Source organism: Pseudomonas sp. LBUM1661 (assembly GCF_059695925.1).
Genome location: NZ_CP166794.1, coordinates 5,984,978 through 6,005,495 on the forward strand (window position 1 = coordinate 5,984,978; position 20,518 = coordinate 6,005,495).

Here is a 20,518-nt window from a genome sequence, read left to right on the forward strand (position 1 = left end):
GGGTGTGCCCGTAACGGGAGAGTCAATGGGTGATTCAGCCGGGCTTGCGGACAATCAGGCCTTTATCTTTATACAGAGCGCATGACTTGGCGGCGCGTGGTCGCTAGACCTTGCGCGGTTTGATCCGCGCGGTGGCCTCGGCCACCAGCGGATCATCCGGCCAATAATGCTTCGGATACCGCCCCTTCAAATCCTTCTTCACCTCGGCGTACGTACTGCGCCAGAAGTTCGCCAGGTCTTGCGTCACCTGCACCGGCCGCCGCGCCGGGGACAGCAGGTGCAGCTTGACCACTTGCCGGCCACCGGCAATGCGCGGCGTCTCGGCCAGACCAAACAACTCCTGCAACCGCACCGCCAGAATCGGCGGCTGCTCGCTGTAATCCAGACGAATCGACGACCCCGACGGCACGCTCAAATGATGCGGCGCCAGCTCATCCAGCCGTTGTGGCAGCGGCCACGGCAGCAAGTTATGGACGATGCTCGACAAGTCCAGATTGGCAAAGTGGCTGAGCCGCGAGACTTTGCCCAGGTACGGCATCAGCCAGTGCTCAAGGCTTTTGAGCAGCGCCGCGTCGCTGACATCCGGCCATTCACTTTCGCCCTTGCCGCCAAGGTCCAACTGTCGCAACAACGCCACCCGCGCCTGCCACTGACGCAACTCCGGCGTCCATGGCAACAGCTCCAGGCCTTTACGCCGCACCAGATTCACCAGCGCCTGACTGCGTGCCGTTTCATCAAGCCCGGTCAACGGTTCGCGGCTGAGGATCAACTCCCCGACCTTGCGCTGCCGCTCGGCCCGCAACACGCCTTCGCGCTCGTCCCAGTCCAGTTGATCGACAACGCGCACTTGCTCGGCCAGTACTGAATCGAACAACGCCGAATCGAAATCCGCCGCCAGATAAATCCGTTCTTCACGCTGGCCCTGACGGCTGCCGAGATCGGCGATCACCAGCCAGGGCTGTTTCATCAAACTGTCCGCTTCGGCGAACAGCGCGGCACGCCCATTGGCCAGTCGATATTCCGCGCCACCGGCCCGCCGTTGTTGCGCGACCCGATCCGGATAAGCCAACGCCAGCAGCGCACCGAGCCAGCGCGGATGATCGGGATCGCTGACCGGCTCCGACGCTTTGCCGCGCAGGTAACCGCGATACTGTCGAGCCAATTGCCGGGCACGTTGAACGCCCCCCTGAGCGCCACGTGCGGCGCGTTCTTCGCCGGACAACAGCACCAGTCGGCTGTGCAGATCCGCCCCGGCGCCACGCAAAATATCCCGCTCGCCGAGCAGTGCCGCGACATCACACGCCATGTCCGCGAGCCCGAGCGCCTGCCCGCGCAACAGCAAATGCGCGATGCGCGGATGCGCCGGCAGCTCGGCCATCGCTTGACCGTGACGCGTCAGCGCCTCACCGTCCAATGCGCCCAGGCGCTCAAGCAAATCCTGCGCCTGGGCATAAGCGGCGGCGGGCGGCACGTCGAGCCACACCAACTGCGTCGGTGTCACGCCCCAGCGCCCGAGCTGCAACGCTAGGCCGGCAAGGTCCGCCGACAGAATTTCAGCACTGGCGTAGGCCGCCAGTTGCTCGTGTTGATCCTGCGACCACAAGCGATAACACACGCCAGGTTCGAGTCGCCCTGCCCGGCCCGCACGCTGGGTGGCACTGGCTCGGGAAATGCGCTGGGTATCGAGACGGGTCATGCCGCTGCCCGGATCGAAACGCGGCACCCGCGCCAACCCGGCATCAATCACCACGCGCACGCCGTCGATGGTCAGGCTGGTCTCGGCAATGTTGGTCGCCAGCACCACTTTGCGTTTGCCCGCCGGTGCCGGATCGATCGCCGCACGTTGCGCCGCCAGGTCCAGTTCACCGTGCAACGGGCAGAGCAACACCTGCGTGCTCTCGCCCAACGCATCGGCCAGTTGCTGATGCACACGACGGATTTCCGCCTGCCCCGGCAGGAACACCAGCACGCTGCCGGTCTCGTCATTCAGGGCTTCGAGAATGGTCTGCACCAGACGCGGCTCGATGAACTCGCCCGGTTGAAACGGCCGCCCCCAGCGCATCGCGACCGGGTACATGCGGCCCTCGCTGCGCAGGATCGGCGCGTCATCAAGCAACCCGGCCAGGCGTTCGCCTTCAAGGGTTGCCGACATCAAGAGGATTTTCAGCGGCTGATCGTCACGAAACAGCTCCCGGCCATTCAAGCTCAGGGCCAATGCCAGGTCAGCGTCGAGACTGCGTTCATGGAACTCGTCGAAGATCAGCAGACCCACGCCTTCCAGCGCAGGATCGTCCTGTAAACGCCGAGTGAGGATGCCCTCGGTGACCACTTCGATGCGAGTATCAGGGCCAACTTTGCTGTCCAGCCGAATGCGGTAACCGACGGTTTCACCGACCTTCTCACCCAACTCACTGGCCAGGCGCTCCGCCGCTGCGCGCGCCGCCAACCGGCGCGGTTCGAGCATCAGAATCGTCTGCCCGGACAGCCACGGCTCGTTGAGCAAGGCCAGTGGAACGCGGGTGGTTTTACCGGCGCCGGGCGGCGCTTCGAGCACAGCTTCATGGCGTGTCGCCAAGGCTTCACGCAGCGCGGGTAAAACTTCATCAATCGGCAAAGAAATCATGCTGGCTCCCAAACAGAGGCGCGAGTATAACGGCGAACTGCTTGCCATTCGTTGCGGTCCTAATTCATATCAACGACGCTTCGTTATCCAGATGACTCAGGAGATTTCATATGCGTGTTCCCTTTCGCCTGATTGGCGGTGTTTTGGTCGCCACCCTGCTTACCCAAGTGACCGCCTGCGGATCGATTTTCTACCCGGATCGCCGTGGCCAGATTGACGGCAAGATCGACCCGGCCATCGCCGTGCTTGATGCCGTAGGCCTGCTGTTCTACATCATTCCCGGCCTGATCGCTTTTGCGGTCGACTTTGCCACTGGCGCGATTTACTTCGAACCGGGCAAGACCGCGCAAGTGGCGCCGGAAAAACTCAAGGAAGCCATCGGCGCTGACGGCAAGGTCGATAACCACAAGCTGCAGACTATTCTGGAAACTGAACTGGGCCGCAGCTTCCCGCTGGATGACCCACGCCTGATCCAGCACAAGGGCAGCACCCAGCAACTGGCCATGTTCGGCCTGCGACCTGCTGCGTAATCCGTGCCGGTGAAGTAACACTTAAAGGACAAGTCGCACCTATGATTTCCAGCTCCGAACACGCCCGCCTGCTGCGGCTGGCGACGCGCGCCTCGGTGGCGGTGGCGTGTACGCTGATCGTCGCCAAAGCCATCGCCTGGTGGTTGAGCGGTTCGGTGAGCATGCTCGCCGGGCTGACCGATTCGGCACTCGACGGCGTCACCTCGCTGCTCAACCTGCTCGCCGTGCATTACGCCTTGCGCCCCGCCGACGATGATCATCGCTATGGGCATGGCAAGGCCGAGTCGCTGGCAGGCATGGCTCAGGCGCTGTTCATTGGTGGCAGTGCGGTGCTGATTGCCTTGCAGGCGATAGACCGGTTGAAACATCCGGAGCCGGTCGGCGCGCCGTGGATCAGCATCGCAGTGATCGTGTTCTCCCTGGCGCTGACGCTGGCCTTGCTGACGTTGCAACATCGCGTGGTCAAGGCGACCGGTTCCAATGCCGTGCGCGCCGATTCCCTGCATTACCGCTCGGACCTGCTGCTCAACGGCAGCATTCTGGTGGCGCTGGTGCTCGCCGGGTTTGGCTGGCATCAGGTGGACCCGTGGTTTGGACTGGGAATCGCCGTGTACATTTTCTGGAGCGCCATTCAAATCGCCCGGGAAAGCTTTACGGTGTTGATGGATGAAGAACTGCCGCCGGACATCAGCCAGCACATGCTCGAACTGGCTTGCAGCGTACCGGGCGTGTTGGGTGCGCATGACTTGCGCACGCGGATCTCCGGTAACCAGTGGTTCGTGCAGCTGCACCTGGAATTGCCGGGGCACTTGACCCTGTCAGTCGCCCACGGCATCAGCGATCAAGCCGCCGATGCGATTCATGCCGCCTACCCGCGAGCCGAAGTGCTGGTGCACGCCGACCCGCAGGAAGTGGTGAAAGCCGCCAGCGCTTAGAAGCTCACCTGATAGCCGCGACTGCTCAGGCAGTTGCCCTGGGCCTGGCGGTAGGCTTGCACCACTGATGGGTCCGGTTGATAGGTGGCGGTTCGCGGATTGAAACCACTCTGCTGCACCGCGTATTGATAGCACTCGTAACCGTCCTGGTTGACCTGCTCCGGCGACTGGCCGTTGGCTGGATACGCCTCCACGTCGTAACTGTTGCTGACCGGTTGCGGCTGCGATTGCACCGGCGGCTCGACCACGACGTAATCCTGCGTGTTCTCCTGATAGGCGTAATACGAACCGGCCGCGAGGAACAACAGCGCACCGCCGATCCACACTTCGCGCGCGTAGTCAGGCAAATAACTGACGCGAATCCCGCGCGGCGGCTGCACCACCACATACCGCGGACCTTGCGGGCGATACCAGTAGCCACCGGAGTAGAAGTAATCCTGCCCACGGTACGGCACGCGGTAATCACGGTCCGGGAAGCGATCGATCACATGACCGGGCCGGTACTGCGGACCCGGTCCCCAGCCATTTCCGTGCCCGTCCGGGCGACCCGCCCAGCGATGATCATCGGGACGCGGGCCATTGTTCTGCCAGTGCTGGTTGTTATCGTTGCGTCGCGGCACGTCCTGATAGTAACCACGCTGTGGTTGCTGGGTCTGGCGCACGGTGTCGGGCCGGCCCTGGATCGGCAAGTCATTGGCCGGAAGTTGCGGCGGTGGCGGCGGTGACCGAACCGGATTGTTGTAGTTGGGCTGCTGCCGATTCTGCCCCTGACCACCGTACTGATTCTGGCCGTTGTGCTCGAACTGGCGGCTGTTATCGCCCCGAATGATCTCGTTGTTCTGCTGACGCGGTTGATTGTTCTGAGGAGGCTGATTATTTTGCGGGCGCTGCTGATTATTGTTGCCGCCACGCCCCTGATTGTTGCCTTGATGGCCGTCCGAGCCCTGTTGTCCGCCTTCGGGACCACGGTTTTGCGGCTCATCGGCCAGCGATTGCGCAGTGACACTTACACACAGCAAACCAACACCGGCCAAACGCCAGATGCGCGACTTCATGCTTTTCCTCACTGCGGGTTAGGGCCTGTACGTAAGACTGGGAAAGCGCAGGCCGGTTCTGCAACAGGTTATCAGTCGCGCAACTTATTTATTGAGGGGCGGGCAACAAATCGCAGGCAAAAGAAAAGGGAGACCCGTCGGCCTCCCTTTGAGAACTTCGTCCGTGCTCGACGCTTATGACGTCGGCTCACCTCACGCCGTCTTCTGGACAGTGTGTAGCTCGGGGGCCGACACATCCCCTGTGGGGGTGGCGACCGCAGCTGGCCTGATTGGGCGAGCCGCTGTGGACTGTTTGTCCGAGCAGTGATTCTGGTGATAAGAATAGGCCGCGGGCGCCGGCAGGGGATTGCGAAGATTGCTTAAATAAACATCACTTGCGCAATTTTTAACCCTGGATAGATAATCTGCCGCAATAGTTATGACAAAGGCCTGATTGATGAGCAAACTCGACCGATACGACCTGAGCATTTTGGCGGAATTGCAGCGTGACGCGCGCATTTCCAACCAGGAGCTGGCCGAACGCATCGGCCTGTCGCCCTCGCCCTGCTCACGCCGGGTCAAGCAACTGGAAGACGACGGCTACATCACCCGCCAGGTCGCGCTGCTGGACCGCAAAATGCTCGGTCTGAGCCTGACGGCTTACGTGCTGATCGGCATGGACCGGCATACGCCGGAGCGTTTCGAGAACTTCGAAGCGGCGATCCGGACATTGCCGCAGGTGCTCGAATGCAGCCTGGTGACGGGGATGGACGCCGATTATCAGCTCAAGGTGGTGGTGCCGGATATGGACCATTATCAGAAATTGCTGCTGGGGCACCTGACGCGGATTGAAGGGGTGACGAGTGTGCGGTCGAGTTTTGTGTTGAATCAGGTGTTGAACAGTACTGAGCTGCCGTTGACTCATTTGCGCAGCTGATGACGCCTTCGCGGGCAAGCCTCGCTCCTACAGAATTTGGGGACGGTCACAGGATTTCGGCTCGACACGAACCCTGTAGGAGCGAAGCTCGCCCGCGAAGGGGCCGGCACAGGCGACGAATGACTGCGGCACACTGCCGCAGGTCAATGCCCGCCCCACTCGCCGTGCCGTATACTCCCCGCGCCCTTTTAGCCCTGCCCGCGCTGGAGTATTTAATGGATCCTGCAGTATTTGAAGAGTGGATGATGACCGGCCTGGTCAGCATCCTGATCATTTTCATGGGTTTTATCGTCTGGGATCTGGCGAAGAAATCCAAAGCCGGACGCTTTGGTTCTTTCATCCTGTTCTTTGTACTGGGCCTGGGCGTCGCTGCATTTGTGATCAAAAGCGTGGTCATCGGTCTGATCGAATCCGGCACGTTATAACCGCGCTGGCACTTCCTTCCACTGGCCCTGATCGAGCCCTTCGATCGACCAGTCGCCGATTTTGACCCGCACCAGGCGCAACGTCGGCAAGCCAACCGCCGCAGTCATGCGCCGTACCTGACGGTTGCGCCCTTCGCGAATGATCAGCTCCAGCCAGCAGGTCGGCACGGTTTTGCGAAAGCGTACCGGCGGGTTGCGTGGCCACAGCTCAGGCTCATCGAGCTGCCGCGCCTCGGCCGGCAAGGTCATGCCGTCATTCAGCTCCACGCCATCGCGCAAACGCTGCAACTGCTCGGCGCTTGGCTCGCCTTCGACTTGCACCCAATAGGTTTTGGCCAACTTGTGCTTGGGGTCGGCGATACGTGCCTGAAGCTGACCGTCGTTGGTCAACAGCAGCAAACCTTCACTGTCACGGTCCAGCCGCCCGGCCGGGTAAATTCCTGGGATCTCGATGTAATCCTTGAGCGTCGCCCGCCCTTCGCCGTCGCTGAATTGCGTCAGCACGTCGAACGGTTTGTTGAACAGGATCAGCTTCGGCTCGGCCGGCGGCGCCTTGGCGACACGGCGTGGTGCTGGTTTCGGGCTATCCGCGCCAGGGCGGCGGGAAACGGGACGTGGCGGACGGGACATGGGATGTGAACATCTAGCGGTCAGGGCTGCTAATGCTAGTGCCCTGACCGCTAAATGACCATGACCACTATCAGCGGAACGGCGGCTCGTCGAAGCTGCGCAGTTTGCGCGAGTGCAACGAGTTGAGTTCGGTGCGCAACAGGTCCACCGCCTCAATGCCGATCTTCAAGTGCTGGCTGACCGCGCGCTCATAGAAGGCGTTGGCCGAACCCGGCAGCTTGATTTCGCTGTGCAACGGTTTGTCCGACACACAGAGCAACGTGCCGTACGGCACTCGCAAACGATAACCTTGCGCGGCGATGGTGCCACTTTCCATGTCCACCGCCACGGCGCGAGACAGGTTGATCAGCGGACGTTCCTGAGCCCAGCGCAATTCCCAGTTACGGTCGTCGTAGGTCAGCACGGTGCCGGTGCGCAAGCGTTTCTTCAGTTCGTCACCCTTCTCACCGGTGATATTCGCCGCCGCTTGCTGCAACGCCATCTGCACTTCCGCCAGGGCCGGAATCGGAATGTTCGGCGGCACGACACGGTCAAGAATACCGTCGCGGCGCATGTAGGCGTGAGCCAGTACGTAGTCGCCAATGGTCTGCGACTGACGCAAGCCGCCGCAGTGACCGATCATCAGCCAGCAGTGCGGACGCAGCACGGCCAGGTGGTCGGTGATGTTCTTGGCGTTGGACGGGCCGACGCCGATGTTCACCAGCGTCACGCCGTGGCCATCGCTGGCGATCAGGTGATAAGCCGGCATTTGATAACGGTGCCAGACCACGCCCGCGGCAATCGCCGAGGCTTCGCCGTGGTCCATGCTCTTTTCGATGATAACGTTGCCCGGCAACACCATGCGCACGAAACGCGGGTCGCTGCGCAATTGCTCAAGACCATGGACGATGAACTGGTCGACATACCGGTGGTAGTTGGTCAGCAGAATCCACGGCTGCACATGACGCCAGTCGCTGCCGGTGTAATGCACCAGTCGGCGCAGGGAGAAATCCACTCGCGCGGCATCGAACAGGGCCAGCGGCAGCGGATCGGTGTTTTCCCAATCGTACAGACCATCGGCAATGCCATCGGTCGCGGCCGACAGGTCGGTACTCGGGAACACCCGCGCCAGCACGGCGGCGGTGACGCCGGAGCCGGCCAGTTCATCGCCCTGCTCGACCACGTACGGATAAGGAATGTTCTGCTGGCTGACGCCGACTTCCACGGTCACGGTGAAGTCGTGCATCAACGGCACCAGCTGTTCCAGCAGGTATTTACGGAACGCGGCCGGATGGGTGACGGTGACGCTGTAGGTCCCCGGCAGCTGAACCTTGGCGTAGGCACGCGTGGTCTGTGGGACTTCGCCCTGGCAATGGTAGGTCAGACGCAGTTCGGGATAACGAAACATCGCACGCTGTTCGGCGTCCGGCTCGACACGATCCTTGAGGTAACGCTTGAGCGCCTGGTTCAGCGCGGTGGTTGCACGATTGTGCAAGAGCGCAAGCCGGTCCACGGCTTGCTCGGCGGTTTGAACGACAATAAAAGCTTCGGTCACGATCAGCATCCTGTGTTCTGACTTGCAGAGCTTCATCTTGCCTGCAACATCGCTTCACGGGAACAGCGATGGCTACACAAATCCCAAGTCCACCCTGGATCCACTGTGGGAGCGAGCCTGTTCGCGATAGCGGTATGACAGTCGACATAACTGTTGAATGTTGAATCGCTATCGCGAGCAGGCTCGCTCCCACAGTGGATCGGTGTCGATCATAAAAGCGGAGTCGACCGGGCCACGATCGCTTCCACCTCCAACCCACGCGGCAACGCGCCATACACCCGCCCCGCCGACCCCAGACGACTGGCAATAAAGGCATCACTGACAGCAGCGTTGCCGGCCTCCAGCAACAGCTTGGCCTGCAGCCCCAGGGCGATGTCTTCGGTCAACTGCCGGGCGCGGTATTGAATGTCGCCGGTGTCCTTGAAGGCTGCCTGCAATTGACTGATGTGCGCGGCCAGGCGTTTATCGCCATGGCCATCGCCCAACTCGCTGAACAACACATCGAGCACGCCCGGTTCTTTCGACAAGGCCCGCAGCACGTCGAGGCATTGCACGTTGCCGGAACCTTCCCACGTCGAATTGACCGGCGCCTCACGGTACAAACGCGGCAGGATGCTGTCTTCGACATAACCGGCACCGCCCATGCACTCGGCGGCTTCGTTGATCATTCCGGGGGCGCGTTTGCAGATCCAGTACTTGCCCACCGCCGTCACCAGCCGGGCGAATTTCGCTTCATGGCTGTCATCCAGATGATCCAGCGCTTTGCCCATGCGCAGGCTCAGCGCCAGGGCCGCTTCGCTTTCCAGCGCCAGGTCGGCCAGGACGTTCTGCATCAAGGGTAGTTCGCTGAGCAACTTGCCGCCGACCTTGCGGTGCGCGCAGTGGTGGCTGGCCTGGGTCAGGGCCTGGCGCATCAGCGAGCTGGAACCGACCATGCAATCGAAGCGGGTCATGGCGACCATTTCGATGATGGTCGGAACACCTCGGCCCTCTTCGCCGACCATCCACGCCAGCGCGCCACGGAACTCCACTTCGCTGGACGCGTTGGAGCAATTGCCGAGTTTGTTTTTCAGCCGCTGGATGTAGAACTGATTGCGCGTGTCGTCCGGGCGATGACGCGGCAGCAGGAAACAGGTCAAGCCCTTGTCCGTCTGGGCCAGGGTCAGGAAGGCGTCGCACATCGGCGCCGAGCAGAACCACTTGTGGCCCACCAGTTCATAAGCCTGGCCCGGACCGCTGGCGCCAACCGGATAGGCCTTGGTGGTGTTGGCGCGCACATCGGTGCCGCCTTGTTTCTCGGTCATGGCCATGCCGATGGTGACACCGGCCTTGTGGGCCATGCCGACGTTGCGCGGGTCGTATTCGGTGGCGAGAATCTTCGGCAGCCACTGCTTGGCCAGGTCCGCTTGCAGGCGCAGGGCCGGAACGCTGGCGAACGTCATGGTCAGCGGGCAGCCGCTGCCGGCTTCGGCCTGGCTGTGCAGATACGTCATGGAGGCGCGAGCGACATGGGCGCCGGGCTGCGGATGCGCCCAGGGCAACGAGGTCAAACCGTGCTCGACCGCGGTGCGCATCAGTTCGTGATAAGCCGGGTGAAATTCCACCAGGTCGATGCGATGACCGTAACGGTCATGGCTGCTGAACACCGGCTTGTTCTGATTGGCCAGGAACCCTGCTTCCATCAGCGGCCCGCCAGCCAGTGCGCCGTAAGCGTCGATCCGCGACTCGGCCCACCCGGCCCCGAAACGCCGCGACCACTCCTGCAAAGGCAGGTCGATGCGATACAGGTTGGTGCCGTCCAGCGACGGCGGCTGGTTGGTGACTTCGTGGGTTTCGGCGAACTGATGCAGGTTCATGACGGGGCTCCTTTAGTCAGCCAAGGGATTTCAGTTAAGCACCGCCCCGTGGCCGAACAAAGTGTCATATCTGCCTAACTGTCGGCGCTTTCGCCCTGCCTTGGGCAGAGCACCCGTCGATACAACGCCGCCTGCAAATCTTCGAACTTCACCGGTTTGCCCAGGTAATCAATCAAGGCACCGGTCGGGCAGCGCTCCCGTTCAACGCTGACGGCAATCACGAACACCGGCAGTTCGCTGCAACCCGGCAACGCGCGAATCTGGCAACAAAACGATACGCCGTCCAGCGCCGGCAACTGACAATCCAGCAGCACCGCGTCGAAGGTTTCACGCTGCAAATAATCGAGGGCGGCATGACCGTTGTCGGCAGTCCGCACCCGAAATCCAAGCTTGAGCAACATGCCGCGCATCACCAGTTGATTGATGCTGTTGTCATCCACCAGCAGCACGGTGCAATCCTGCGGCAGCCGCAGGCGCGGGAAATCCCGGGGAATGAAGGGCGTTGCCACCCGCTCCACGACCGGCAACTCGAACTCGACGTCCAGCTGGAAGCGGCTGCCGCGCCCAGGTTCGGAGCGGTGCGTCAGGCGCCCGCCGAGCAATTCGATCAGTTGCCGACAGATGGCCAGACCGATGCCCAGACCGCCGTACTCGCGGGTCATCGATCCATCGACCTGGAAGAACCGTTGATACATCGTCGCCTCCCCCAGATCGGTGAAGCCGATGCCGGTGTCGATCACCGCAAAGGACAACGCCAGCCGGCCGGGCTCCACAGGTTTGCCCGTGACCCGCAGTGCCAACCCGCCGATCCGGGTGAACTTGATCGCGTTGTCCAGCAGGCATTCCAGGCATTGCGTCAACTTGGCGCTGTCACCGTGCAAGCGGTCCGGCAGCCCTTGCGTCAACTCGACTTTGAAATCCAGCGACTTGCTCCAGGCATTGCCCTCGAACTGCACGCGCAAGGCCTCGACCACGCCGCGCAAACTGAAGGTGGCCGCCGTCGCGTTGAGCCGGCCGGCCTGCAACTCGGTCAGGGTGAGGATGCCATTGACCATGCGCATCATGTCGCGCGCCGAACCGGCGGCCGTTTGCTGGTACTGCTCCAGTTCCGGGTCCATCTCGACGGTCTGCATCAGTTCCAGCGAACCGATCACACCGTTCATGGGCGTACGCAGTTCGTGGGTCAGGGTGGCGAGGAATTCGTCCTTGAGCTTGTTGCTGTGCGCCAGTTGCTGGTTGAGCACTTCAAGCTTCTGGCCGGCGTCGAACAGCGTCTGCGCCTGCTGCTCGCGCATCGCGTTGATGCGGTCGGCCAAGGCCAGGGACAACAGCGCGACCTCGATCGCCGAACCGATCTGGCTGGAATACATGGTCAGGAACACGTTCGGCAGATAGCCCAGCACCATCATGGTGTTGACGATGCCACCGAGCAAAAACGCCGACCAGGCAATGATGAAATACCGGGCCACTCGCAGACCACGCAGCCAGGCCAAAATCCCCGCGGCAAAAATCACCACGGTGAACGTCAGCGCCAAGGCCGTCGCCAGACGCAGGGCCAGGCCGTAACTGGTCATCAGCGACAACCCGACCACCAACGCGCCAAACGCAATCAACGCCTGTAGCAAGCGGTCGAGCCAGCGACTGTGCTCGGCTGTCTGCAAGAAGCTGCGGGCAAACTGGCTGCCGAACAGCCCGGCGCAGCCAATGAAGAACGGCGTCGCGGCATTCGCCCACCAAGGGTTGTCCGGCCAGAAATACTCCACAGCCGCGCCGTTGACCGACAGCTGATACAAACCGAACGAGGCGATGTAGAAGATGTAATAGAGGTAACTGGTGTCGCGCACGCTGAGGTAGATGAACAGGTTGTAGACCAGCATCCCCGCCAACACGCCATAGATCAGCCCCAGCACATACAGGCGGACCGGCTGCTCTTCGAGGTAAGCGGTGCTCGACCACAACGTGACGGGCGCCTGGACCGAGCCTTCGCTTTCCAGACGCAGGTACACGGTTTGCGCCTGGTCGGGGGTGAAATTCAGAGCGAACAGGTAGTTGTTCTGCCGGATCTCACGACTGGCGAACGGCAAGGCATCACCCGTCCGCTGGACCAACTGATAAACACCGGCCGCATCGGGCACGTAGAGATCGAGGTGATCGAGCGGCGGATAAGCCAGTTCGAGCAACCAGGTGCGTTGCACGGCGGGGTTGGTCGGGCGGTAATGCAGGTCGATTTTCAGCCAGAACGCCGAACGCGAATAACCGGCATTGAGGGTGTCTTTATCGTGGGGTTTGAAGTTTCCGGCCGCGGCTTGCGCACGCACATCGGCGATGGTCGCCTGGCCACCGGCGTCTTCGAACACTTGCAGGGTTCGGCCCAGGGGAAGGCTTTGAGTGAATTCATCGAATTCGACGGCGCTCGCCAGGAGGGGCAAGCACAACAGCAACATTAGCAAATAGCGCATTTAAGCCCCAGCGTGGCCTGTCCGGTTATCTCAGGAAGCCCCTCATTCCTTTTGAGTAGACGTAAAACCGGTATTACCTGTTATTGATTTGGATCCACTCTAGCATAGCCGCTGGTGGCCATTGAGCACCATTGAAATTTTTCCTACAAAGGCTCTAGTACGGGCGTTCCAGCACCTAAATTTGTGCTAAAGCTGATGGCCCGATCAGCCCCTGACTCTGCATCGGCGGCCAACCCCAATCCTGTAGCAGCTGGCGAAGCCTGCGTTCGGCTGCGCAGCAGTCGTAAATCCTGAATCCCCGATTAACTGAAACACCGCAGTGCCCGATTGAGCGACTGCTTCGCAGCCGAACGCAGGCTTCGCCAGCTGCTACAGGGTCCTTCATGACTCGCTGGTCGACTGGTGGTAAGCTCGCGCACCATGAATATCTACAGCTCTCGCCCCGTTGTCCTCTGTCTCTCCGGCCACGACCCAAGTGGTGGCGCCGGCTTGCAGGCAGATATCGAAGCCCTGCTCGCCCAGGGTTGCCATGCGGCTCCGGCCGTCACCGCCCTGACCGTGCAAGACACGGTCAACGTCACTGACTTCCGCGTCCTCGACCGTGAGTGGGTGTTGGCCCAGGCCAACGCCGTGCTCAACGACTCGACGGTAGCGGCGGTCAAACTGGGCATGCTCGGTTCCCTGGAAATGGTCGACACCGTCGTCGAACTGCTCCAGGCGCACCCGCATTTGCCGATGGTCTGCGACCCGGTGCTGCGCGCCGGTGGCGGCGGACGATTGGGCAAGGACGAAGTCGGCTACGCCATGCGCGAACGCCTTCTGCCCCTGGCCATCATTGCCACCCCTAACCTTCCCGAAGCCCGAATCCTCGCCGAACTGCCCGAAGGCACCGCGGACGAATGCGCTGAAAAACTCCTGCCGTTCGTCAAACACCTGCTGATCACCGGCGGCCATGGCGATGAACACGAAATCCACAATCGCTTGTACAGCCGTGACGGCAGCCGCCAAACCTTTACCTGCCAGCGTTTGCCCGGCAGCTATCACGGTTCCGGCTGCACGTTGGCCAGCGCGTTGACCGGTCGTCTCGCTCAGGGTGAACACCTCGCCAGTGCCGTGAAGACCGCGCTTGACTACACTTGGCGCACCCTGCGAGATGCCGAGCAGCTGGGCAAAGGCCAATTCGTGCCACGCCGCCTGCCGCTGGATTTCTGTTCGTAACGCCATTGAGGCTTGTCCGATGAAACTACGTGGCCTGTACGCCATTACTGACAGCCAGCTACTGGCCGGTAAATTTCTTACGTACGTGGAGGCGGCGCTGGAAGGCGGCGTCACCCTGCTGCAATACCGCGACAAGAGCAGCGACGAGGCCCGCCGACTGCGTGAGGCCCAAGCCCTGCGCGATCTGTGTGAACGCTACAAGACTCGCCTGATCATCAACGACGATGCCGAACTGGCCGCACGCCTGAACGTCGGCGTGCACCTGGGTCAGACCGATGGCCCGTTGACCCCGGCCCGCGCGCTGCTGGGTCGCCAGGCGATCATCGGTTCGACCTGCCACGCGCAACTCGAACTCGCCGAGCAAGCCGCCAAGGAAGGCGCCAGTTACGTCGCCTTCGGCCGCTTTTTCAATTCCAGCACCAAGCCCGGCGCCCCGACGTGCAGCCTCGAACTGCTCGATCAGGCCCGCAGCAAACTGCACCTGCCGATCTGCGCGATCGGCGGCATCACCCTGGACAACGCCGCCCCGCTGGTGGCCCACGGGGTCGATCTGCTGGCGGTGGTGCATGGCCTGTTTGGCGCCGAGAGCACGGCTGAAGTCACACGCCGCGCCCGCGCCTTCAACGAACTACTGAAAATCTGATTTGAGAGCCCGATCATGTCTCGTTCCGAAACCCTGTTTGCCAATGCCCAGAAACACATTCCCGGTGGCGTGAACTCGCCTGTTCGCGCCTTCAAGAGCGTTGGCGGCACGCCGTTGTTCTTCAAACACGCCGAAGGCGCCTACGTCACCGACGAAGACGACAAGCGTTATGTGGATTACGTCGGTTCCTGGGGCCCGATGATTCTCGGCCACAGCCATCCGGACGTGCTGGACGCGGTGCGTAAACAGCTGGAGCACGGTTTGTCCTACGGCGCGCCAACCGAGATGGAAACCCAGATGGCTGATCTGGTCTGCTCGATCGTGCCGTCGATGGAGATGGTGCGCATGGTCAGCTCCGGCACCGAAGCCACCATGAGCGCGATCCGCCTGGCCCGTGGTTTCACCGGTCGCGACAGCATCATCAAGTTCGAAGGCTGCTACCACGGTCACTCCGACAGCTTGCTGGTCAAGGCCGGTTCCGGCGCCCTGACCCAAGGTGTGCCGAGCTCGGCCGGTGTGCCGGCAGATTTCGCCAAACACACCCTGACCCTGCCGTTCAACGACATCGACGCGGTAGAAACCATGCTCGCCGACGTCGGCCAGACCGTGGCCTGCATCATCGTCGAACCGGTGGCCGGCAACATGAACTGCGTGCCGCCGGCACCGGGTTTCCTCGAAGGCCTGCGGACCCTGTGCGACCAGCACGGCGTGGTGCTGATTTTCGACGAAGTGATGACCGGTTTCCGTGTCGCCCTCGGCGGCGCACAAGCCCACTACGGCGTGACGCCGGACCTGAGCACCTTCGGCAAGATCATCGGTGGCGGCATGCCGGTCGGCTGCTTCGGCGGCAAGCGCGAAATCATGTCGCACATCGCGCCACTGGGCCCGGTCTACCAGGCAGGCACGTTGTCGGGTAACCCGTTGGCGATGGCTGCCGGCCTGACCACCCTGCGCCTGATCAGCCGTCCGGGCTTCCACGCCGAGCTGACTGATTACACCAGCCGCCTGCTCGACGGCCTGCAACAACGCGCCGATGCCGCCGGCATTCCGTTCGTGACCACCCAGGCCGGCGGTATGTTCGGTCTGTACTTCAGCGGCGCCGACGACATCGTGACCTTTGATGACGTGATGGGCAGCGACGCAAACCTGTTCAAGCGCTTCTTCCACCTGATGCTGGAAGGTGGCGTGTACCTGGCACCGAGCGCATTCGAAGCCGGCTTCACCTCGATCGCCCACGGCGACACCGAGCTGAAACTGACCCTGGATGCCGCCGAACGTGCATTTGCCGCATTGAAGTAACGCTGTTGCGCTGACGTTGGCGATTGCCAGCGTCAGCTTTCACCTACATTCCCGCCTCTTTTCCTACGCTTCTGCCGGCAATCAGCCGCAAAGTGGGCGATATATTCCCCGCGCAGCAGAAAAACGAGTAAAGACTTTGTAAGGTTGGCCCTGCTTATTTCATAATGCGCGCTTATTGGATCCCCTCGATGGGTCCGCGCGCCCTTCAGAGGTAAGTCGATTCCCATGAACCGCACCGGCCGCGCCCTTGCACTGGGCTGCCTGTTGCTCCTTCAGCCCCTGCTCGCGCTCGCACAAGCAGGCGGCAACTCGTTGTTAATCCCAGCGATGGGTCGTTGCACCCTCAATACTCAGCCGCAAGACCTGGCTCAGGCACTCGCTGCCTGCCAGAAAGCGTCGGATGAAGGGGATGCGCAAGCGCAATACGAGTTGGGTGAGTTCTACTACGACGGCAATAACACCCCGCGCGACCTCAAGAAAGCCCTGGACTACTTCGAAAAGGCCTCGCTGCAAGGCCACGCCCAGGCGCAATTCAAACTCGGTACCATGTTTTTCCACGGCGAAGGCGTACCGGCCAATAACGTTCAGGCGTACATCGTGCTGAAAATGGCGGCGGTCAATGGCGCGGAAGATGCGTTGGACACGGCTGACGAAGTCGCCGAGAAGATGCCACGCGAAGAACTTGAGGTGGCGACTCAGGTACTGGGGCAGATATTCCGCAAGTACCTGATGGAATTGCAAAGCGCCGATGGGCGTACGCCTTTTTCGCCACTTCCTTAGTTTTGCATCGTTCCTGCTGACGCTTTCGCGGGCAAGCCTCGCTCCTACAAGGGCAGCGCCAGCCCTGTAGGAGCGAGGCTTGCCCGCGAAAGGGGCGACCCGGTCTCGAACCTTACTTCTCAGGCATCGGCATCGGAAACGGCATGACATTGCCGACCGCGCCGCGGGCTTCGCTGATTTTCGGGGTGCCGAGACGCTCGACTTCGTCGATGCGCACGATCGAATGCATCGGCACAAAACTGCGCACAACGCCTTCGAACTGAGCCTTGAGCTTCTCTTCGCTCGGATCGACGACCACTTGCGTGCGCTCGCCAAAGACGAACTCTTCCACTTCCAGGAAGCCCCACAGATCACTTTGATAGATCTGCTTGGCATACATTTCGTACACCTGGCCCTGGTTGAGGAAAATCACCTTGTAGATTGGAGCTTCACGTTTGGTCATGGTGGGCGAGCAACACATCGGGGGATAAAAATGAGGGCGCGAACTATAGCATAGCCGCCGGACGCACAGCGGTAGGAACCTGGGAACATGTTCCCTATAATGCGCGGTTCTTTGAATCACGTGATGACTCTGTCCATGGCCAAGAAGCTTTACATCGAAACCCACGGTTGCCAAATGAACGAGTACGACAGCTCGCGCATGGTCGATCTGCTGGGTGAACACCAGGCCCTGGAAGTCACCGCTCGCGCTGAAGACGCCGACGTGATCCTGCTCAACACCTGCTCGATCCGCGAACGCGCCCAGGACCGGGTGTATTCCCAGCTCGGCCGCTGGCGTGAACTGAAACTGGCGAACCCGGACATGGTGATCGCCGTCGGCGGTTGCGTGGCCAGCCAGGAAGGCGCGGCCATCCGCGATCGCGCGCCGTACGTCGACGTGGTGTTCGGCCCGCAGACCCTGCACCGCCTGCCGGAAATGATCGACGCCGCACGCCTGACCAAGCTGCCGCAGGTCGACGTCTCGTTCCCGGAAATCGAAAAATTCGACCATTTGCCCGAGCCTCGTATCGACGGCCCGAGCGCTTACGTGTCGGTCATGGAAGGCTGCAGCAAGTACTGCACGTTCTGCGTGGTGCCTTACACCCGTGGCGAAGAAGTCAGCCGGCCGTTCGATGACGTGATCGCCGAGATCATCCACCTGGCCGAAAACGGTGTGCGTGAAGTGACCCTGCTGGGGCAGAACGTCAACGGCTATCGCGGGACCACTCACGATGGACGCCTGGCGGATCTCGCCGAGCTGATCCGCGTCGTGGCCGCCGTCGATGGCATCGACCGCATTCGCTACACTACTTCGCACCCGCTGGAATTCTCCGACAGCCTGATCCAGGCCCACGCCGACGTACCGGAACTGGTGAAACACCTGCACTTGCCGGTGCAATCCGGCTCGGACCGGATTCTGTCAGCAATGAAGCGCAACCACACGGCGCTGGAATACAAATCCAAACTGCGCAAACTGCGCGCCGCCGTGCCGGGGATCTGCATCAGCTCGGACTTCATCGTCGGCTTCCCGGGCGAGACCGAGAAAGACTTCGAACAGACCATGAAACTGATCGAAGACGTCGGTTTCGACTTTTCCTATTCGTTCGTTTATAGCCAGCGCCCGGGCACGCCTGCCGCCGACCTGGCCGACGAGACGCCGGAAGCGCTGAAAAAAGAACGCCTCAACGCCCTGCAACATCGCCTGAACCAGCAAGGTTTCGAGATCAGCCGACAAATGGTCGGTTCGATCCAGCGGATCCTGGTCACCGATTATTCGAAAAAAGACCCCGGCGAGCTGCAAGGCCGGACCGAGAATAATCGCATCGTCAACTTCCGCTGCGACAACCCGACCTTGATCGGCCAGTTCGCCGACGTGCACATCGACGCCGCGCAACCGCACTCGCTGCGGGGCTCGCTGATCCAATAACCCCACAATTCCCTGTGGGAGCCGGGCTTGCCCGCGATGGCCACGATGCGGTCTGCCTGACACACCGTGTAATCGTTCATCGCGGGCAAGCCCGGCTCCCACAAGGACGGGGTGCGACGTTGCGATATTTAAGAGCTTTCGCACCCGAGCCTCTGGCGTTATCCTTGATTTCATCTTAATTGCCCCAGGGCGGCTAAATACGACCTTGAACGCACCCATAGAACCACATCGTTTTATCCTCGAGCCCTTTGAGGCTCGCCGCTTCGCCAATCTGTGCGGGCAATTCGACGAGCATCTGCGCTTGATCGAGCAGCGCCTGAATATCGAGATCCGCAACCGCGGAGACCAGTTCGAACTGATCGGCGAACCCAAACACACCACCTCCGCGGAAAACCTCCTGCGCCGCCTGTACCGGGAAACCAAGGGTACCGAGCTGTCGCCGGACATGGTTCACCTGTTCCTGCAGGAATCGGCCGTCGAAGAGCTGGACAACGTTTCCCCGTCCGAACCTTCCGTCGCCCTGCGCACCAAAAAAGGCATGATTCGCCCTCGCGGCTTGAATCAGTTGCGCTACGTGAAGGAAATCCTCGGTAACGACATCAATTTCGGCATCGGCCCGGCCGGTACCGGCAAGACCTATCTGGCCGTTGCCTGCGCGGTAGACGCGCTGGAACGCGAGCAGATTCGCCGCATCCTGCTGGTCCGCCCGGCGGTTGAAGCGGGCGAAAAACTCGGCTTCCTGCCCGGCGACCTGTCCCAGAAGATCGACCCGTACCTGCGCCCGCTCTACGACGCACTCTACGAAATGCTTGGTTTCGAACACGTGGCCAAGCTGATCGAGCGCCAGGTCATTGAAGTCGCGCCGCTGGCCTACATGCGCGGTCGTACGCTGAACAACAGCTTCATCATCCTCGACGAAAGCCAGAACACTACCGTCGAGCAAATGAAGATGTTCCTGACCCGGATCGGCTTCGGCTCCACAGCGGTCATCACCGGTGACATCACCCAGGTCGACCTGCCGAAAGGCACCAAGTCCGGGCTGCACCATGTGATCGAAGTGCTCAAAGACGTGCCGGGTATCAGCTTCACTCATTTCATGCCCAAGGACGTTGTGCGCCATCCACTGGTGCAGCGCATTGTCGAAGCCTACGAGCGCTTCGAGAATCGTGTGGCTGACGAACCGGCGAAGTTCTCTTCCAAGGACAATCGCCACGATGCTTGAGCTTGATCTGCAACTGGCTACCCAAGCGCATGCCCCAAGCGAAGCCGAGTTCCGCCAATGGTGCGAACTGGCTCTGCGCCAGCGCACGGCTGATTCCGAAATGACCATTCGCCTGGTCGATGAAGAGGAAGCGCGCGAACTGAATCACACCTGGCGGCAAAAGGATTACGCCACTAACGTCTTATCGTTCCCTGCCGACGTGCCTGACGAGTTTCTCGACATCCCGCTGCTGGGCGATCTGGTGATCTGCGTGGCGGTGGTCGAACGCGAAGCCGCCGAACAAGGCAAGGAACTCAAGGCCCACTGGGCGCATCTGGTCATTCACGGCTGCTTGCATCTGCTTGGTTACGACCATATAGAGGACGAGGAAGCCGAAGAAATGGAAGCACTGGAACGAACGTTGCTTGCAGAATTGGGTCATCGAGACCCGTATGCGGACGACGAAACTGACACACCCCCAATCGTAACAACAAAGGATTCAGAGTAA

General features: G+C 61.3%; 18 protein-coding genes. 11 read left to right on the plus strand and 7 right to left on the minus strand.

Annotation, left to right across the window (positions count from 1 at the left end; translation table 11 throughout):
- Nucleotides 1-103: 103 nt before the first annotated feature.
- The gene (gene hrpB, locus ACA057_RS27490; RefSeq protein WP_497343899.1) at nucleotides 104-2,623 is read right to left on the minus strand and encodes an ATP-dependent helicase HrpB; all 2,520 of its coding nucleotides are present in this window, start codon (nucleotides 2,621-2,623) and stop codon (nucleotides 104-106) included.
- Nucleotides 2,624-2,733: 110 nt separating this feature from the next.
- On the opposite strand from hrpB, the gene pmcY reads away from it, so the two are divergent.
- The gene (gene pmcY, locus ACA057_RS27495; RefSeq protein ID WP_497343901.1) at nucleotides 2,734-3,153 is read left to right on the plus strand and encodes a periplasmic Zn2+ metallochaperone PmcY; all 420 of its coding nucleotides are present in this window, start codon (nucleotides 2,734-2,736) and stop codon (nucleotides 3,151-3,153) included.
- Between the two features lie 41 nt (nucleotides 3,154-3,194).
- Nucleotides 3,195-4,088, plus strand: a complete 894-nt coding sequence (locus ACA057_RS27500) for a cation diffusion facilitator family transporter (protein ID WP_497343903.1) — start codon at nucleotides 3,195-3,197, stop codon at nucleotides 4,086-4,088.
- Here ACA057_RS27500 and ACA057_RS27505 read toward each other — a convergent pair.
- On the minus strand, nucleotides 4,085-5,143 hold the full coding sequence (locus ACA057_RS27505) for a DUF6515 family protein (RefSeq protein WP_497343905.1): 1,059 nt from the start codon (nucleotides 5,141-5,143) through the stop codon (nucleotides 4,085-4,087). The genes ACA057_RS27500 and ACA057_RS27505 overlap by 4 nt on opposite strands.
- A 436-nt stretch (nucleotides 5,144-5,579) precedes the next feature.
- On the opposite strand from ACA057_RS27505, the gene ACA057_RS27510 reads away from it, so the two are divergent.
- Entirely contained in the window at nucleotides 5,580-6,059 is a 480-nt protein-coding gene (locus ACA057_RS27510; RefSeq protein ID WP_007894448.1) for an Lrp/AsnC family transcriptional regulator, read from the plus strand.
- Nucleotides 6,060-6,274: 215 nt separating this feature from the next.
- The gene (locus ACA057_RS27515) at nucleotides 6,275-6,484 is read left to right on the plus strand and encodes a DUF2788 domain-containing protein (RefSeq protein ID WP_007937369.1); all 210 of its coding nucleotides are present in this window, start codon (nucleotides 6,275-6,277) and stop codon (nucleotides 6,482-6,484) included.
- Here the strand turns inward: ACA057_RS27515 and ACA057_RS27520 are convergent.
- From ACA057_RS27520 to ACA057_RS27535, 4 genes are all read right to left on the minus strand, one after another.
- Entirely contained in the window at nucleotides 6,479-7,114 is a 636-nt protein-coding gene (locus ACA057_RS27520; RefSeq protein WP_497343907.1) for a pseudouridine synthase, read from the minus strand. The genes ACA057_RS27515 and ACA057_RS27520 overlap by 6 nt on opposite strands.
- A 70-nt stretch (nucleotides 7,115-7,184) precedes the next feature.
- The gene (amn, locus tag ACA057_RS27525; protein ID WP_178114332.1) at nucleotides 7,185-8,684 is read right to left on the minus strand and encodes an AMP nucleosidase; all 1,500 of its coding nucleotides are present in this window, start codon (nucleotides 8,682-8,684) and stop codon (nucleotides 7,185-7,187) included.
- A 173-nt stretch (nucleotides 8,685-8,857) separates the two neighbouring features.
- A complete protein-coding gene (locus ACA057_RS27530; protein ID WP_497343910.1) occupies nucleotides 8,858-10,504 on the minus strand; it encodes an acyl-CoA dehydrogenase family protein in 1,647 nt (548 codons plus the stop codon).
- 74 nt (nucleotides 10,505-10,578) lie between these two features.
- Complete coding sequence (locus ACA057_RS27535) at nucleotides 10,579-12,963, minus strand: 7TM diverse intracellular signaling domain-containing protein (RefSeq protein WP_497343912.1); 2,385 nt, start codon at nucleotides 12,961-12,963, stop codon at nucleotides 10,579-10,581.
- Nucleotides 12,964-13,383: 420 nt separating this feature from the next.
- On the opposite strand from ACA057_RS27535, the gene ACA057_RS27540 reads away from it, so the two are divergent.
- The 4 genes from ACA057_RS27540 (at nucleotide 13,384) to ACA057_RS27555 (ending at nucleotide 16,903) form a co-directional block, all read left to right on the plus strand.
- A complete protein-coding gene (locus ACA057_RS27540; RefSeq protein ID WP_497343914.1) occupies nucleotides 13,384-14,181 on the plus strand; it encodes a hydroxymethylpyrimidine/phosphomethylpyrimidine kinase in 798 nt (265 codons plus the stop codon).
- Between the two features lie 19 nt (nucleotides 14,182-14,200).
- Nucleotides 14,201-14,824 (plus strand): thiamine phosphate synthase, encoded by a 624-nt coding sequence (thiE, locus tag ACA057_RS27545; protein WP_497343916.1) that lies wholly within the window; start codon nucleotides 14,201-14,203, stop codon nucleotides 14,822-14,824.
- A 15-nt stretch (nucleotides 14,825-14,839) separates the two neighbouring features.
- Entirely contained in the window at nucleotides 14,840-16,123 is a 1,284-nt protein-coding gene (gene hemL / locus ACA057_RS27550) for a glutamate-1-semialdehyde 2,1-aminomutase (RefSeq protein WP_497343918.1), read from the plus strand.
- Nucleotides 16,124-16,348: 225 nt separating this feature from the next.
- Nucleotides 16,349-16,903 (plus strand): tetratricopeptide repeat protein, encoded by a 555-nt coding sequence (locus ACA057_RS27555; protein WP_059402085.1) that lies wholly within the window; start codon nucleotides 16,349-16,351, stop codon nucleotides 16,901-16,903.
- Between the two features lie 112 nt (nucleotides 16,904-17,015).
- On the opposite strand, the gene ACA057_RS27560 is transcribed toward ACA057_RS27555, so the two are convergent.
- Nucleotides 17,016-17,345 (minus strand): DUF1820 family protein, encoded by a 330-nt coding sequence (locus ACA057_RS27560; protein ID WP_007894425.1) that lies wholly within the window; start codon nucleotides 17,343-17,345, stop codon nucleotides 17,016-17,018.
- Between the two features lie 135 nt (nucleotides 17,346-17,480).
- On the opposite strand from ACA057_RS27560, the gene miaB reads away from it, so the two are divergent.
- The 3 genes from miaB to ybeY all read left to right on the plus strand — a co-directional run bounded on the left by miaB (nucleotide 17,481) and on the right by ybeY (nucleotide 20,518).
- Complete coding sequence (miaB, locus tag ACA057_RS27565; protein WP_401357632.1) at nucleotides 17,481-18,809, plus strand: tRNA (N6-isopentenyl adenosine(37)-C2)-methylthiotransferase MiaB; 1,329 nt, start codon at nucleotides 17,481-17,483, stop codon at nucleotides 18,807-18,809.
- A gap of 205 nt (nucleotides 18,810-19,014) precedes the next feature.
- Nucleotides 19,015-20,031, plus strand: a complete 1,017-nt coding sequence (locus tag ACA057_RS27570; RefSeq protein WP_095130815.1) for a PhoH family protein — start codon at nucleotides 19,015-19,017, stop codon at nucleotides 20,029-20,031.
- Nucleotides 20,024-20,518, plus strand: a complete 495-nt coding sequence (gene ybeY, locus ACA057_RS27575) for an rRNA maturation RNase YbeY (protein ID WP_497343922.1) — start codon at nucleotides 20,024-20,026, stop codon at nucleotides 20,516-20,518. Before ACA057_RS27570 ends, ybeY begins: the two co-directional genes overlap by 8 nt.